The 16,269-nt window shown below is 72.2% G+C and carries 10 protein-coding genes; 8 read left to right on the top strand and 2 right to left on the bottom strand.

Features of this window, described 5'->3' with window-relative positions; all coding sequences use genetic code 11:
- Positions 1-44: 44 nt before the first annotated feature.
- From FQY83_RS05380 to FQY83_RS05345, 8 genes are all read left to right on the top strand, one after another.
- A complete protein-coding gene (locus FQY83_RS05380; RefSeq protein ID WP_146385824.1) occupies positions 45-422 on the top strand; it encodes a hypothetical protein in 378 nt (125 codons plus the stop codon).
- Positions 423-476: 54 nt separating this feature from the next.
- Positions 477-1,763, top strand: a complete 1,287-nt coding sequence (locus FQY83_RS05375) for a TolC family protein (RefSeq protein WP_146385822.1) — start codon at positions 477-479, stop codon at positions 1,761-1,763.
- Entirely contained in the window at positions 1,760-3,010 is a 1,251-nt protein-coding gene (locus FQY83_RS05370) for an efflux RND transporter periplasmic adaptor subunit (protein ID WP_146385820.1), read from the top strand. The genes FQY83_RS05375 and FQY83_RS05370 overlap by 4 nt, the downstream gene beginning before the upstream one ends.
- Positions 3,000-6,203 carry an efflux RND transporter permease subunit gene (locus FQY83_RS05365; protein ID WP_146385818.1) on the top strand — a complete coding sequence of 1,068 codons (3,204 nt, stop codon included), beginning with the start codon at positions 3,000-3,002 and terminating at the stop codon, positions 6,201-6,203. The genes FQY83_RS05370 and FQY83_RS05365 overlap by 11 nt, the downstream gene beginning before the upstream one ends.
- A 262-nt stretch (positions 6,204-6,465) precedes the next feature.
- Positions 6,466-6,702 (top strand): 50S ribosomal protein L28, encoded by a 237-nt coding sequence (gene rpmB, locus FQY83_RS05360; RefSeq protein ID WP_146385816.1) that lies wholly within the window; start codon positions 6,466-6,468, stop codon positions 6,700-6,702.
- 13 nt (positions 6,703-6,715) lie between these two features.
- Entirely contained in the window at positions 6,716-6,880 is a 165-nt protein-coding gene (gene rpmG / locus FQY83_RS05355; protein ID WP_027070918.1) for a 50S ribosomal protein L33, read from the top strand.
- A gap of 523 nt (positions 6,881-7,403) precedes the next feature.
- Complete coding sequence (gene cls, locus FQY83_RS05350) at positions 7,404-8,825, top strand: cardiolipin synthase (protein WP_146385814.1); 1,422 nt, start codon at positions 7,404-7,406, stop codon at positions 8,823-8,825.
- A 291-nt stretch (positions 8,826-9,116) separates the two neighbouring features.
- Positions 9,117-12,563, top strand: a complete 3,447-nt coding sequence (locus FQY83_RS05345) for a hybrid sensor histidine kinase/response regulator (protein WP_146385812.1) — start codon at positions 9,117-9,119, stop codon at positions 12,561-12,563.
- A gap of 90 nt (positions 12,564-12,653) precedes the next feature.
- Here FQY83_RS05345 and FQY83_RS05340 read toward each other — a convergent pair whose 3' ends face one another.
- Together FQY83_RS05340 and FQY83_RS05335 are read right to left on the bottom strand one after the other, a co-directional pair.
- Positions 12,654-15,332 carry a M1 family metallopeptidase gene (locus tag FQY83_RS05340; RefSeq protein WP_146385810.1) on the bottom strand — a complete coding sequence of 893 codons (2,679 nt, stop codon included), beginning with the start codon at positions 15,330-15,332 and terminating at the stop codon, positions 12,654-12,656.
- Between the two features lie 216 nt (positions 15,333-15,548).
- A complete protein-coding gene (locus FQY83_RS05335; RefSeq protein WP_146385808.1) occupies positions 15,549-16,217 on the bottom strand; it encodes a response regulator transcription factor in 669 nt (222 codons plus the stop codon).
- Positions 16,218-16,269: the final 52 nt, after the last annotated feature.

Below are 16,269 nucleotides of genomic sequence, written 5' to 3'. Positions count from 1 at the left end.
GACGGCAATTGTGTAACGCCGGCCGCATGGCTAGCCTGTCGCCCATGTCCCGCCGGCACCGCCATCCGCCGTCCCGCTTCGCGCGCCTGCTGCTGCTCGCGCTGCTGGCGTTCGGCATCGCGGCGGCGCCCGCGCTCTCGTTCGCGGCCGAGGCCCACGACGCCATCGGCCACGCCGATGATCATCGCGGCGACGACGCCCACGAACACGCACACGCCGATGCCACGCAGCCCGGCGACGGCGGCGAGGTGCTGCATCTGGTGATGCATCTCGCCACCTGCTGCGGACACGCCTGCGCAGTGCTGCCACCGGCGCTGCCGCTGGCGGCGCAGGCGCTGTCCGCGCCACCGGACGCACGCATCCACGCCTTCCCGCCGGACAACGCCGGCGACGACCCGCTGCGCCCGCCGATCGCCGCCTGACGCCCCGCGCGGCCGCATGCGCCGCTGCCGTCATCCCCGATCGGAGAACCTCCCATGCTGTTGCGAACCGCGGCGCTCGCCGCGCTCGCGATCGCGTCGTGCCTGCCGGCACCGGCGCAATCGCGCGATGCCCCCGGCGAAAGACTCGCGCTGGACGACGCCTTCGCGCGCGTCGCCCGCGCCCATCCCGACCTGCGCCTGTTCGGCGCGCGCACCGATGCATTGCTCGCGCAGCGCGACGCCGCCGCGCTGCGCCCGCCGCTGCGTGCCGGCTTCGACGTCGAGAACGCGCTCGGCACCGGCGACGCCGGCGGATTCGGCGGCGCCGAAGTCACGCTGACGCTCGCCGGCGTGCTCGAACGCGGCGGCAAGCTCGACGCGCGACGCGCGCTCGCGCAAAGCCGCATCGACGCTCTGGCGGTGCAGCGCGAGACGCAGCGCCTGGACCTGCTGGCCGAGACCGCGCGGCGCTACCTCGCCGTGGTCGCCGCGCGCGCGCAGCGCGACATCGCGCGCACCGATATCGAACAGCGCCAGCGCGCGGTGGCCGGTGCGCGCCAGCGGCTGCAGGCCGGCGCCTCGCCCGAGTCGGTGCTGCTGACCGCGCAGGCCGCGCTGGCGCGGGCCGAACTCGCCGGCGAACGCGCCGCGCAGCGCGAATCCGCCGCGCGCCAGCACCTCGCGGCGCTGTGGAGCGAGCGCAATCCCGCGTTCGAGGCCGCCACGGCCGACCTGCTGGACCTGCCCGAGGTGGCGGACACGGCCGCGCTCGCGTCGCTGCTGCAGGGCACGCCGGAGCTGGCGGCCTTCGCCGACGAGCGCCGCATCCGCGAGGCGCGCCTGCAGCTGGCGCGCGCGTCGACCCGCGCCGACCTCGACTGGCAGGTCGGCGTGCGCCGCCTGCAGGCCGACGGCGACACCGCGCTGGTCGCCGGCCTGTCGCTGCCGCTGGGCGGCGCGGCCCGGGCGCGGCCGGAGATCCGCGCCGCCGAAGCCGAACTGGCCGCGCTGGAGATCGAGCGCGAATCGCGCGACGTGGCGCTGTATTCCACCCTCGTCGAGGCCCATGGCCGCTACCGCGTCGCCCGCCTCGAGGTCGAGCGCACGCGCGCCGACGTGCTGCCGCGCCTGGTCCGCGCCGAGCAGGCCGCCGAACGCGCCTGGCGCGCCGGCGCCGTCAGCTACCTCGAATGGTCGCAGCTGCAGTCCGAGACCACCGCCGCGCGGCGCCAGCAGCTCGACGCCGCGCTCGAAGCGCAGTCCGCGCTGATCGAGCTCCAGCGCCTCACCGGCCAGCCCTTCGTCGTCGCCGACGTTGCCGCAGAAGGAAACACCCCATGAATCTCCGTCCGTTGCTGAGCGCGATGGCGCTGTCCCTGTCGCTGGCCGCCTGCGGTGCACCCGACGATCATGCCGGCGACGCGCATGGCCACGAAGAAGGCGCGCACGCGGAAGCCGTGCGCGGCGAGCACGGCGGCCGCGTGCTCGAGCAGGATGGCTTCGCGGTGGAACTGGCGATCGCCGAATCCGGCACGCCGCCGACCTTCCAGGCCTGGCTGTATCACGACGGCAAGCCGCTGCCGGCGAGCGCGGGCCGCGTGCAGGTCGAGCTGACACGACTCGGCGGCGCGCGCGAGGCCCATGCGCTCGTGCCGCAGGCCGACGGCAGCCTGCGCGCGGACGGCACGGTCGGCGAACCGCATTCGTTCGACGTCGAGGTGAACGCGACCGTCGACGGCAAGGCGCTGCGCTGGCGCTACGAGAGTTACGAGGGCCGCACCACGATTCCGGCGCAGGTCGCCGACGAATCCGGCATCCGCGTCGCCCCCGTGCAGGCGGGCACGATCGCCGACGAGCACGAGGTGCAGGGCCTGCTGACACCGATCGAAGGCCGCGCGGCGCACGTCGCGGCACGGTTTCCGGGGCCGATCCGCCGGGTCGCGGTCGAGATCGGCGATCGCGTGCGGGCCGGGCAGACGCTGGCCACGGTCGAAAGCAACCTCAGCCTGACCCCCTACGCCGTGACCTCGCCGATCGCCGGCGTGGTGCTGGCGCGCAGCGCCACCGTGGGCAGCGTCGCCGCCGAGGGCACGGCGCTGTTCGAGATCGCCGACCTCTCGACGCTGTGGGTGGACCTGCACGTCTTCGGCCGCGACGCACAGCACATCGTGCCCGGCGTGCCGGTGACGGTGACCCGGCTCAGCGACGGCGTCACCGCGCAGACCACGCTCGAGCGCGTGCTACCGGGCACGGCCACCGCCAGCCAGAGCACGGTGGCGCGCGCCGCGCTGGCGAACGAGGACGGACTGTGGCGCCCCGGCTCCGCGGTCAAGGCGCGCATCACGGTCGCCGAGCAGCCGGCGGCGCTGGTGGTGCCGCTGGCGGCGCTGCAGGCCTTCCGCGACCGGGACGTGGTGTTCGTGCGCGTCGGCGACATCTACGAGGCGCGCCCGGTCGAACTCGGCCAGCGCGACGCCGGGCACGTCGAGATCCTGTCCGGCCTGGCGGCCGGCGACGAGGTCGTGGTCGAACAGAGCTATCTGGTCAAGGCCGACATCGAGAAATCGGGGGCCTCGCATGACCACTGAAGCCTTCGCGCCGCGCGGGCCGCTCGAGCGCATCCTGCGTTTGTCCATCGCCCACCGCTGGCTGATGCTGGCGCTGACCCTGGCCCTGGTCGCCGTGGGCGTCTGGAGCTTCCGCCAGCTGCCGATCGACGTCACCCCCGACATCACCAATGTCCAGGTGCAGGTCAACACGCGGGCCGACGGCCATTCGCCGCTGGAAGCCGAGCAACGCGTGACCTTCCCCATCGAAACGGCTATGGCCGGACTGCCCGGCCTCGACTACACGCGCTCGCTCTCGCGCTACGGCCTGTCGCAGGTCACGATCGTGTTCGACGACGGCACCGACCCCTACTTCGCGCGGCAGCAGGTCGCCGAACGCATCGCGCAGGTGCGCTCGCAACTGCCCGACGGCCTGGAACCGGAAATGGGGCCCATCGCCACCGGCATGGGCGAGATCTTCATGTACGTCGTCGAGGCCGGCGACGACGCGCGCAAGCCCGACGGCACGCCGTACACCGCCACCGACCTGCGCACGCTGCAGGACTGGGTGGTGCGGCCGCAGCTGCGCAACGTGCCCGGGGTGACCGAGGTCAACACCATCGGCGGCTTCGCGCGGCAGATCCACATCACGCCCGATCCGGCGCGGCTGGTCGCGCTCGGCTTCACCCTGTCCGACGTGGTGCGGGCGGTGGCGGCCAACAACCGCAACGCCGGCGCCGGCTACATCGAACGCAACGGCCAGCAGTTCCTGGTGCGCGCGCCGGGGCAGGTGGCCGACCTCGACGGCATCCGCGACATCGTGCTCGACCGCCGCGAAGGCGTGCCGATCCGCGTGCGCGACGTGGCCGAGGTCGGCGACGGCCCGGAGCTGCGCACCGGCGCGGCGACGCTCGACGGCAGGGAAGTCGTGCTCGGCACCACCTTCATGCTGATCGGCGCCAACAGCCGCGACGTGGCCCGGGCCGCCGCGGCGCGGCTGGCCGAGGCGAACCGCAGCCTGCCCGCCGGCGTGCGCGCGCAGCCGGTCTACGACCGCACGGCGCTGGTCGACCGCACCATCCGCACCGTCGCGACCAACCTCGTCGAAGGCGCGGTCCTGGTGATCGTGGTGCTGTTCCTGCTGCTGGGCAACGTCCGCGCGGCGCTGATCACCGCGGCGGTGATCCCGCTGGCGATGCTGTTCACCCTGACCGGCATGGTGCGCGGCGGCGTGTCGGGCAACCTGATGAGCCTGGGCGCGCTCGACTTCGGCCTGATCGTCGACGGCGCGGTGATCATCATCGAGAACTGCCTGCGCCGCTTCGGCGAGCGCCAGCGCGCGCTCGGCCGGCTGCTGACCGACGCCGAACGCCTGGACCTGACCGCGTCGGCGACCGCCGAGGTGATCCGGCCCAGCCTCTTCGGCCTCGGCATCATCACCGCCGTCTACCTGCCGATCTTCGCGCTGACCGGGGTGGAGGGAAAGATGTTCCACCCGATGGCGATCACCGTGGTGCTGGCGCTGAGCGGCGCGATGGTGCTGTCGCTGACCTTCGTGCCGGCCGCCATCGCGATCTTCCTGCGCGGACGCGTGCAGGAGCACGAAACCGGCCTGATGCAGCGCGCGCGCCGCGCCTACGCGCCGCTGCTGGCGTGGGCGCTGCGGCGCGGCGCGGTCGTCGCCGGCGGCGCACTGGCGCTGGTCGCCGGGTGCGGCCTGCTGGCGACGCGCCTGGGCAGCGAGTTCGTGCCCAGCCTGGACGAGGGCGACATCGCCATGCACGCGATGCGCATTCCCGGCACCAGCCTCGACCAGGCGGTGCGCATGCAGGCCACGCTGGAGGCGCGGATCGCGCGCTTCCCCGAAGTGCAGCGCGTGTTCGGCAAGCTGGGCACGGCCGAGGTCGCGACCGACCCGATGCCGCCCTCGGTCGCGGACACCTTCATCATGCTCAAGCCGCGCGACCAATGGCCCGACCGCCGCAAGCCCAAGGCGGCGCTGGTGGCCGAGATCGAGGCCGCGGTCGCGCAGGTCCCCGGCAACAACTACGAGTTCACCCAGCCGATCCGGATGCGCATGAACGAGCTGATCTCGGGCGTGCGCGCGGACGTCGCGATCAAGGTCTACGGCGACGACCTCGATGCGCTGGTCGAGCTCGGCGAACGGATCGAGGCGACGGCGACCGCCCTCCCCGGCGCGGCCGACGTGCGCCTGGAGCAGGCGACGGGGCTTCCGCTGCTGACGATCACGCCCGACCGGCAGGCGCTGGTGCGCTACGGCCTCAACCCCGGCGACGTGCAGGACACCGTGGCCACCGCGATCGGCGGCGAGGTCGCGGGGCAGCTGTTCGAGGGCGACCGCCGCTTCGACATCGTCGTGCGCCTGCCCGAAGCGCTGCGGCAGGACCCGGCCGCGCTGCACGACCTGCCGATCCCGCTGCGCGGCAGCGACAACCAGGACGAGTCCACGCGCGCCGGCGGCTGGCAGTCGGGTTCGCCGCGCACCGTGCCCCTGCGCGAGGTGGCGCGGATCGAGACCACACTGGGGCCGAACCAGGTCAACCGCGAGAACGGCAAGCGCCGCGTGGTGGTGACCGCGAACGTGCGCGGCCGCGACCTGGGCGGCTTCGTCGGCGAACTGCAGGAGCGCGTGGCGGCCGACGTGGCGCTGCCGCCGGGCTACTGGATCGACTACGGCGGCACGTTCGAACAGCTGATCTCCGCCGGCCGGCGCCTCGCGGTGGTGGTGCCGGCGACCCTGCTGATCATCTTCGCCCTGCTGTTCTGGGCGTTCGGATCGGTCCGGGACGCGGCGGTCGTGTTCACCGGCGTGCCGCTGGCGCTGACCGGCGGGGTCGTGGCGCTGGCGCTGCGCGGGATCCCGCTGTCGATCTCGGCCGGGGTCGGCTTCATCGCGCTGTCGGGCATCGCGGTGCTGAACGGGCTGGTGATGATCAGCTCCGTCCGCAGGCAGCGCGAACAGGGCGCACCGCTGGAATCGGCCATCGTCGAGGGCGCGCTGGGGCGCCTGCGCCCGGTGCTGATGACCGCGCTGGTGGCCTCGCTGGGCTTCCTGCCGATGGCGCTCAACGTCGGCGCCGGCTCGGAAGTGCAGCGGCCGCTGGCGACCGTGGTCATCGGCGGCATCGTGTCCTCGACCCTGCTGACCCTGCTGGTGCTGCCCCTGCTGTACCGCCGGATGCACCGCCGGGACGAGGCCCGGGCCACCGCCTGACCGGGCCGCGGGGCGTCCCGGCCTGGCCAAGTGCTTGTCCGGGCTTGGATTCCCCGGCATAATGCGCGGCTCGCTGCGGTCGGCCCATCGGTTTCAGGGCCCGGACCGGGGACCGGACACGCGATTCCGACCCCTTCCGCGCAGCGTCCCGCCCGCATTGCGTGGCAGGCGACGCCCCGCTCCACTCCAGGAGATGGGCGCGCCCGCCGGGGCCGCCGTCTCCCTGGCCAAGGGCGACACCAAACCACGATCGAGGTGCGTAATGTCCCGAGTATGCCAAGTCACCGGCAAGCGAACGACGACCGGCAACAACGTCTCGCATGCCATGAACAAGACCCGCCGCCGCTTCATGCCCAACCTGCATGAGCGCCGCTTCTGGGTCGCCAGCGAGAACCGCTGGGTCAAGCTGCGTGTTTCCACGGCTGCCCTGCGCACCATCGACAAGAACGGCATCGACGCCGTGCTCGCCGACCTGCGCAAGCGCGGCGAGAAGGTCTGAGGAGTAGAACGCCATGGCAAGCAAGCGCGACAAGATCCGTCTGATTTCGTCGGCCAACACCGGCCACTTCTACACCACGGACAAGAACAAGAAGAACACCCCCGGCAAGATGGAGATCAAGAAGTACGATCCCGTCGTGCGCAAGCACGTGATCTACAAGGAAGGCAAGATCAAGTGACGCAATTGTCCGCGCCTCCGGCGCGGCAACAATTGCGTCATCCCCGCGAAGGCGGGGATCCAGGGAAACCCGCCACAAGGCGGGTTTCTGCTTTTCCAGGTCCGCGCCTCCGGCGCGGCAACAATTGCGTCATCCCCGCGAAAGCGGGGATCCAGGGAAACCCGCCGCAAGGCGGGTTTCGTGCTTTCCGGTCCGCTCCAGCCTTCCACGGGAAAGACGCTGGATCCCCGCCTGCGCGGGGACGACGGATCGAGCCGCTTCGAATGAACTGTCATCCCGGGATGTCACAGACCCGACACCGTCATCCCGGCGAACGCCGGGATCCATTGGCGCTTGCCCTGGTTCCATCACCAGAGAGGCAGACCCACCCTGCGGCGAGGTCGGTGCAAAATGGATCCCAGCGTTCGCTGGGATGACGGTTCGCTGAGCGGCCCTGCTGCCGCGGCTACCGCCCTCGCCCGCGCCATCGCATCCGTCGCCGCCCGCTTCTGACAACCCCCGCCCCGCCCGGCACAATCCACGCATGTCCCCGCCCGACCCCAACTACGGCCTCTGGCTGCTGGTCGTCGACTGGCTGGTCCGCATCGCCGCGCTGTTCTGGATCCCGACGCGGACCACGCCCGGCGCGGCGCGCAGCTGGCTGCTGCTGGTGTTCTTCGTGCCGCTGGCCGGACTGCCGCTGTACCTGCTGTTCGGGCACCCGTGGCTGTCGCGCGAGCGGGTGCAGCGGCAGCGGCTCGCCTCGCAGGTGATCCGCGAGGAACAGGCGCCGCTCGCCGACCAGCGCTGGGTTCCGGCCGAAGGCGGCGCCGCGGCGGAGATGGCGCCGCTGGTCGAAGGCCTCGGCGACTTCATGCCCACCCACGGCAACCAGGTCGAGCTGCTCGACGACTACGACGATGCGCTGCACCGGCTGGTCGCCGACATCGACGGCGCGCACGAGCGCGTGCACCTGCTGTACTACCTGATGTTCGACGACGCCGTCGGCGACGCGATCTCGGCCGCGCTGCAGCGCGCCGCCGCGCGCGGCGTGCAGTGCCGGCTGCTACTCGACGCGATCGGCGCCAAGCGCGGGCTGCGGCGCTACCGCAAGCCGCTGCAGGCGGCCGGCGTCGACGTGCACGACATGCTGCCCGGCGGCCTGCGCTGGCGCCGCAGCGGGCGCATGGACCTGCGCAACCACCGCAAGGTCGCGGTGATCGACAACCGCGCGGCGTACGTGGGTTCGCAGAACCTCGCCGAGGCGGGTTTCATCGCGGGCTTCCCGAACCGCGAGCTGGTCGCACGGGTGCAGGGCCCGGCGGTCGCGCACCTAGAGGCGGTGTTCGCCAGCGACTGGTTCATCGAGACCGGCGAGCGCCTCGCGGTGACGCCCACCCTGCCGCTGCACGACGCCGACATCGCCACCCAGCTGCTGCCCAGCGGCCCGGCGTATCCGTTCGAGAACGCGCGCGACACGGTGAACGCGCTGATCCACCTCGCCCGGCGCAGGCTGGTTCTGGTGACGCCCTATTTCGTGCCCGACGAGTCCACGCTGAGCGCACTGCGCATCGCCGCGCTGTCGGGCGTGGACACGCAGCTGATCCTGTCCAGGAGCAACAACCAGCCGCTGACCGCGTGGGCGCAGGCCTCGTACTACGCCGGACTGCTCGCCGCCGGGGTGAAGATCGCGCTGTACCGCCCGCACTTCCTGCACGCCAAGCACCTGAGCGTCGACGACGACATCGCGCTGGTCGGTTCGATCAACCTCGACATCCGCTCCTTCGCGCTCAACGCCGAGGTCGGCATGCTGTGCTACGGCCCGGACGTGGTCGCGCGGATGCGGCGTATCGAGGCGGACTACCTCGCCGACGCCGAGCAGCTGTCGGCCGCCGACTGGGCGCGGCGCCCGGCCTGGCACCGCAGCCGCGAGGGCATCGCACGGCTGGCCGATCCGCTGCTGTAGGGCCGCCCTTTCCCTGTCATTTCGACCGAAGGGAGAAATCTCCCTGAGGCATCGCGGAAGGAGTAGCGACGCGTGGCTGTGGTGTCCGCTTCGGGCATCGTCCCGGCGGCGGAGACACTGCAGGAAGATTTCTCCCTTCGGTCGAAATGACACCGGCAGGAAACAGGCGAGGCCAGAGGTTCCCGCAGCACCACTGACAGGCGCAGGGCCTGGCGGCGGACGCGACGACGAGGCCGGCGCAGGCGCGCCATGCCCGCGATACACTCCCCGGCGCATCGTCTGGGAGGGTGGATGCTGCCGGGTTGGGTCCTGCTGCTGGTGTCGGTCGGCTATGCCGCGCTGCTGTTCGCGGTGGCGTGGATCGGCGATCGCTATCCGCTGTATCCGCAGCGGCCGTGGCTGCGGCCGATGGTCTACAGCCTGGCGCTGGCGGTGTACTGCTCGTCATGGACGTTCTACGGCGCGGTCGGCACCGCCGCGCGCTCGGGCATCGGCTACCTGCCGATCTACCTCGGCCCACTGCTGTTGCTGCTGTTCGGCTGGCGCATCCTCGAGCGCATGGCGCGGGTCGCGCAGACCCAGAACACGGTCTCGATCGCCGACTTCATCGCCTCGCGCTACGGACGCTCGCAGGCGCTGGCCGCGCTGGTCGCCTCGATCGCGCTGATCGCCGCCATCCCCTACCTGGCGCTGCAGTACAAGGCGGTGACGATCAGCCTCGTCGTGCTCGGCGGGCAGGACCGCAACGTGCCCGCGCTCGGCGACCCGGCGCTGTACGTGGCCGCGCTGATGGCGCTGTTCGCGATCCTGTTCGGCACCCGCCAGGTCGACGCCACCGAACACCGCCCCGGCATGATGCTCGCGGTCGCGCTGGAGTCGCTGGTCAAGCTGGTCGCGCTGGTCACGGTCGGGCTGTTCGCCTCCAGCTGGCTGGGCGCGCGCCAGATCGACTACGTCGCCGCGACCCGCGCGCTGGTCGACGTGGCGCCGCCGGTCGGCTTCGTCACGCAGACGCTGCTGGCGTTCGCGGCGATCTTCTGCCTGCCGCGCCAGTTCCACGTCGCCATCGTGGAGTGCGGCAACGTCGCCGACATCCGCCGCGCGCGCTGGCTGTTCGGCGCCTACCTGGTCATCGTCACCCTGATGGTGGTGCCGATCGCCAGCGCCGGCATCGCCCTGTTCGGGCAGAACGGCGCGGTCGCCGCGGACAGCTTCGTGCTGGCGCTGCCGCTGGCCGAGCACCGCGACATGCTCGCCCTGCTGGCCTACGTCGGCGGCTTCTCCGCGGCCACGGGCATGGTGATCGTGGCCAGCGTGGCGCTGGCGACGATGGTCAGCAACGACCTGGTGATGCCGCTGCTGCTGCGCCGCGGCTGGGCCGAGCGCCACGGTGGCGACGTCGCGGCGACCGTACTGTGGATCCGCCGCATCGCGATCGTGTGCATCGCCGGGCTGGCGTGGGGCTACTACCGCGCCAGCGGCAGCGATGCCACGCTGGCCTCGTTCGGCCTGATGTCGTTCGCCGCGGTGGCGCAGTTCGCACCGGCGCTGATCGGCGGGCTGTACTGGCACGGCGCCAGCCGCCGCGGCGCGGAGGTCGGCCTGCTCATGGGCTTCGCGGTGTGGATGTACACGCTGCTGCTGCCGACCCTCACCGACGCGGGCTGGTTCGATCCGGCGTGGATCCAGGAAGGCCCGTTCGGCATCCACTGGCTGCGACCGCGCCAGCTGTTCGGGCTCGGCGGCTGGGACCCGCTGACCCACGGCACGTTCTGGTCGCTGCTGGCGAACATCGGCGCGCTGCTGCTGGTTTCGGCGCGCTGGCGGCCCAACCTCGACGAACGCCTGCGCGCCGCGCCCTTCCTCGACCCCTATGCCGAGCGCAGCGCGCTCGCCGCAGGCGAGTGGAAGGGCAACATCGCGATCGGCGACCTGCTCACGCTCGCCAGCCGCATCGTCGGCGAGCGCACCGCGCAGCGCGCCTTCGACCAGCACGCGACCGAACTCGACCAGGAGCTGCAGCCGCAGGCGCGCGCCGACCGCAGCTGGATCCACTTCACAGAACGCCTGCTCGCCGCGGCGGTCGGCGCCGCCTCGGCGCGGCTGGTGCTGACCAGCGCGCTGAAGGGCTCGGGCATGGAGGTGGCCGAGGTGGTCGCGGTGCTCGACGAGGCCGGGCAGGAGCTGCGCTTCAACCGCGAGATCCTGTCGAACACGCTCGAGAACATCGACCAGGGCGTGAGCGTGGTCGACAGCGACATGTGCCTGGTCGCCTGGAACCGGCGCTACCAGCAGCTGTTCGGTTATCCCGACGGCATGCTCTACGTCGGTCGCCCGGTCGCGGACCTGATCCGCCACAACGCCGAGCGCGGCGAGCTCGGCGAACTCGGCCCGGAGGAGATCGACGCCGAGGTCGAGAAGCGCATCGGCTACATGCGCGCCGGCTCGGCGCACGTGAGCGAACGCGTGCGTGCCAACGGCCAGGTGCTGGAGCTGCGCGGGCAGCCGCTGCCGGGCGGCGGCTACGCCACCAGCTACAGCGACGTCACCGACTACAAGCGCGCCGAGCGCGAGCTGCGCGAGATCAACGAGCACCTGGAGCAGCGCGTCGCCGAGCGCACGCGCGAGGCCGAGCTCGCGCAGGAATCGCGCTCGCGCTTCCTCACCGCGGTCAGCCACGACGTGCTGCAGCCGCTCAACGCCGCGCGCCTGTTCACCTCGGCCCTGCGCGAGAGCACCGAGCCGCAGGAGCAGGCGCACCTGGCCGAGCGCGTCGACACCGCGCTGCGCGCGGCCGAGGAACTGCTCGACGGCCTGCTCGACGTCTCGCGCCTGGACGCCGGCAAGCTCAAGCCGGAGATCTCCGACTTCGACGCCGGCGCGCTGCTGCGCGAGCTGGCCGCGCAGTACGCACCGATGGCGGCCGCGCGCACGATCAGCATGCGCGTGTACGCGCCCGCGCTGCCGGTGCGCAGCGACCGCCGCCTGCTGCGCCGCGTGCTGCAGAACTTCATCGCCAACGCGCTGCGCTACACCCCGCACGGCCGCGTGGTCCTCGCCGCGCGACCGCGCGGCGAGGGCATCGCGCTGCAGGTCTGGGACACCGGCCCGGGCATCCCCGAGCACCACATGCGGCAGATCTACGACGAGTTCCACCGCTACGAGCAGCCGTTCGACTGGGACGGCCGCGGCCTCGGCCTCGGCCTGTCGATCTGCCAGCGCATCTCGCGCCTGCTCGGGCACGCGCTCGACGCGCGCTCGGTGGTCGGGCGCGGCAGCATGTTCTCGATCGTGGTCCCACGCGGCCAGGCGACGGCGGAACGGCGCGGCAGCGCGCCGCGCGTCGACATCGACCAGGCCCTGCACGGCCTGAACGTGCTGTGCGTCGACAACGACCGCGACATCCTCGCCGGCATGCAGGCGCTGCTCTCGCGCTGGGGCGTGCATACCGTCCTCGCGACCACCGTCGACGAGGCGCTGGAGAAGATCGTCGAACTGCCCGACGTGCTGCTGGTCGACTACCACCTGCACGACCGCCTCGACGGACTCGACACGCTCGACGCGCTGCGCGCCGCGGCCGGGCAGCCGATCCCCGGCGCCCTGCTCACCGCCGACGGCAGCGACGCGCTCAAGCAGTCCGCGCGCGAACGCGGCTACCGCGTCATCACCAAGCCGGTGCGGCCGGCTTCGCTGCGCGCCTTCCTCACCGCGCAGCGGCGGATCGACGCGAGCGTGTAGCGGCGGCCTCCGCATGCCGGAGATCCCTCGCTGCGCTCGGGATGACAGCTTCGGTGTTGCCGAAGGACGCCGGGCGTCAGGCCTCGGCCATCACTGCGGGAACGCCAGCGGCCGGCCGGCGTGCGCCTGCTTCAGCGCCGCGCACAGGCGGATGTCCTCGCTCGCCTGCTTCAGTGCCAGCGGCCCGCCCTCCAGTCCGCGCACGATGGGCGCGTAGTGCGCCTGCAGCTCGTCGGCGTCGGCCCGGTCGCAGCGCCCGACGGCGTCGATCGCCACCACGGCCGCGACGATGAACGGGCCGGAGCGGGTCGTGAGCGTTTCGAAGTTCGCGCGCATCCAGTCGCGCAAGGCCGGGCGCAGGGCCGGCACCGCGCTCTGCGCACCCATCCAGCCCACCTCGTTGGCGCGCACACTGCCCTCATCGAGCAGCAGCGCGCGGAAACGCGACGCGAGCGAGGCATCCTCGACCAGCGCCATCGCGTACAGCAGTTCGCCGCGCAGGACGGGATCCTCGCTCGCCCGCAGGTGCCGCTCCGCGGCATCGAACGCCTCGATCGCGCCGTCCTGCAGCGCGATCACCAGCGCGTTCCTGCGCAGGTCGCGGGACACCGCGCCGGCATCCAGGGCGCCGTCGCCGTCGAGCCCGAGCACGCCGCGCCCCTGCGCCGCCAGCGGCGCGCGCACCGCGGGATCGCGCAGCCGGTAGGCGAACACCCAGGCCAGCGTCTCCCGCAGCGAACGATCGTCCTCGCTGTCGTCCGCCCGCGGTTCGAGCCCCAGCCGCTCCAGCCGCGGACGATAGATCGACGCCACCCGGGCGCGGAAGTCGTCGCGCGCGTCCTCGTCGTCGATCAACTGCTCCCAGATCCAGCGCAGGTTGGCGAACGGCGCGGTCACGGCCTGCGAGCCGCCGGCGCCCGCCAGCTGCGGCAGCGACGCGAGGTAGGCGGCCGGCGCCAGCGCGCCGGTCTTGAACCCGGCCTGCAGCGCATCGGCATAGGCCTGCTGCTCGCGTTCGTTGAGCGCATCGAACCGTGCGGTCAGGGCGGACTGCAGCGGCGCGTCCATGACGTAGCGGTAGTAGCCGCGCGCGTCCGCATTCGGCATCACCCAGGCCGGGCAGGCCCTCGCCTCGCGCAGCGGAATCCGCGATTCGCGTCCGCTCGCCAGCGCGCATTCGGTGCGCGTGGCGTCGCCGTCGGCGTAGCGCGCGCAAACGGGCACGGTCCAGGCCTGGTCGGCATCGGCGTCCGAGCCCGCGGGCAGGTAGCGCCGCTGGCGCACGTGCAGGGCCGGGGTCGCGCCGGCGCAGTCGAGGCCGACCCGGAGCTCGGGCACGCCCGGCTGCTCGATGAAGCTGTCCAGCGCCGCGCGCACGCCCTCGGCGTCGCCGGCGCGCGCGGCGATCGCTGCGAAGAGGTCGTCGCGGCTGGCGTTGCCGCGCGCATGCGCCGCGAGGTAGTCGCGGACGCCGTCGCGGAAGGCCTGTTCGCCCACGTAGCGCTCGACCATCTCCAGCACCGCGCCGCCCTTGTCGTAGGTGATCGGGTCGAACGCGGACTGGATGTCGGTGAAGTCCCGGATCGGTTCGCCGATCCGGCGCGTGCTGGCGAGGCTGTCCTGGTCCATCGTGCGCAGCACCGAATCGAGCAGCGCACGGTCGGCATGGAGGTCCGGCTGCAGCTGGTGCGCGATCTTGTAGCCCATCCAGCTGGCGAAGGCCTCGTTGAGCCACAGGTCGTCCCACCAGCGCATCGTCACCAGGTTGCCGAACCACTGGTGCGCGAGTTCATGGGCCGAGACCATCCAGAAAGACAGCCGTTCGTCCGAAGGGGACGCCGCCTCCGGGAACAGCAGCGAATCGCGGTAGACGACCAGGCCCGCGTTCTCCATCGCGCCCCAGGCGAAATCCGGCGCCGCGAGGTTGTCGAGCTTGGCGAAGGGATACGGCGTGCCGAAGTAGTCCTCCAGCGCATGCACGATCGCCGGCGTGTGTTCGCGGCCGTACGCCGTCTTCGCGGACTGGCCCTTCGCGGTGAGCGTGCGGAACGGCAGCGCGGCGCTGCGATCTCCGCGCGCGGCGATCGCCGGCCCCTCGACGACGTCCCACGGCCCGACCGCGAACGCGACCAGGTAGCTCGGCAACGCCTCGGTGCGAGCGAAGCGCACGCGCTTCCAGCCCGGGTCCGCAGGTTCGCTGGACGCCTGCGCGGCATTGGCGACGGCCACGTCGGCCTCGGGCACCACCAGCGTGATCTCCCACGGCTGCTTGAACGAGGGCTCGTCGAAGCCCGGGAACACCTTGCGCGCGCCCAGCGGCTCCATCTGCGTGAGCACGTAGTCCAGATCGCCCTGCCGCGCGCGGTACGCGCCTTCGAGCTTGCCGAAGGCGGCGGCGTGGTCGAACTCCAGCGCGAGTGCGCCCGCGGGCAGCGTCTCCGGCGCGGACAGCTTCAGCACGCCGGACGCGTGTGCGTCCTCGGCCCGCAGCGGCACGCGCCGGCCATCAGCGAGCACCGCTTCGGCGCGCGACAGCTCCAGATCGCGCGCGTGCATCCAGAGAGTGTCGAGCGGCCTGGCGAGGGTCGCCTCGATGCGCGTGGTCCCGCTGAATCCCTCCTGGCGCGGATCGACCCGCAGCTCCAGCTGCACCAGCGTCGGCACCACGTCGCGCGGCAGCGGCCCGTCGGGCACCCGCTCCTGCGCGGCCGCGACCAGCGCAGGCAGCAGGAACAGCAGCAGGAACGTCGTTTCCCGGATGATGCGCATGCAATGTCCTCCTGACGGGACCGGACGGTGCCCTGGATTCGTGGAACGTCGCACACGCTAGCCTCGCGGATGCGCCCGCCTCCACTCCCAAACGGGAGTACGGCCACATGGCCACGAAGCGGACAGCACGCCCCGCCGTGCCCCGGATCCGGCACCGGCGCGCAATCGCCACGCGCACCGACGCGCGGGCAACTCCGTGGGCGCGCGGGGCCCCGTCTACTCGGCTTCGCCTTCCAGCGGCACGACCTTGTCGGGATCGACCGACAGTTTCCCGGCCATCAGCACCGCCTGGGTGCGGTTGGAGGCGCCGAGCTTGCGCAGGATCGCGCTCATGTGCGCCTTGATCGTCGCCTCGGATACGCCCAGCTCGTAGCCGATCTGCTTGTTGAGCTTGCCCGAGCCGAGCATCTGCAGCACGCGGAACTGCTGCGGGGTGAGTTCGCGCACGCGCGCGGCGATGTCGTGTTCGTCGGATGGCGTTTCCGGCGCGCCGGCGGCGATGTCGGGCACCCAGCGGTCGCCGTCGAGCACGTGGCGCAGCGCCGTGCCCAGCGCCTCGGCGTTGGAGGACTTGGGGATGAAGCCCATCGCGCCGTGGTCGAGCGCGCGGCGGATCACCGCCGGCTCCTCGCGCGCCGACACCATCACCACCGGCAGCTGCGGATGCAGGCCGCGCAGGTGCACCAGCGCGCTGAAGCCGTGGGTGCCGGGCATGTTGAGGTCGAGCAGCAGCAGGTCGGCGTCGGGATGCGCGTCGGCCATGGTGTACAGCGCCTGGGCGTTGTCGGCCTCGTGCAGCTCGGCCTGCGGGATCACGCGGACCACCGCACCGCGCAGGGCCTCGCGGAACAGGGGATGGTCGTCGGCGACGAGGATGGTGGGCATCGGTCCGTGATTGGTGATTGGTGATTGGTGATTGGTGATTGGTGATTGGTGA

Origin of the sequence: Luteimonas marina (assembly GCF_007859325.1) — a bacterium.
Classification (GTDB): Bacteria; Pseudomonadota; Gammaproteobacteria; order Xanthomonadales; family Xanthomonadaceae; genus Luteimonas; species Luteimonas marina.
The sequence above is the reverse complement of the archived record's forward strand: the minus strand, read 5'-3'. Positions and strand labels throughout refer to the sequence as shown.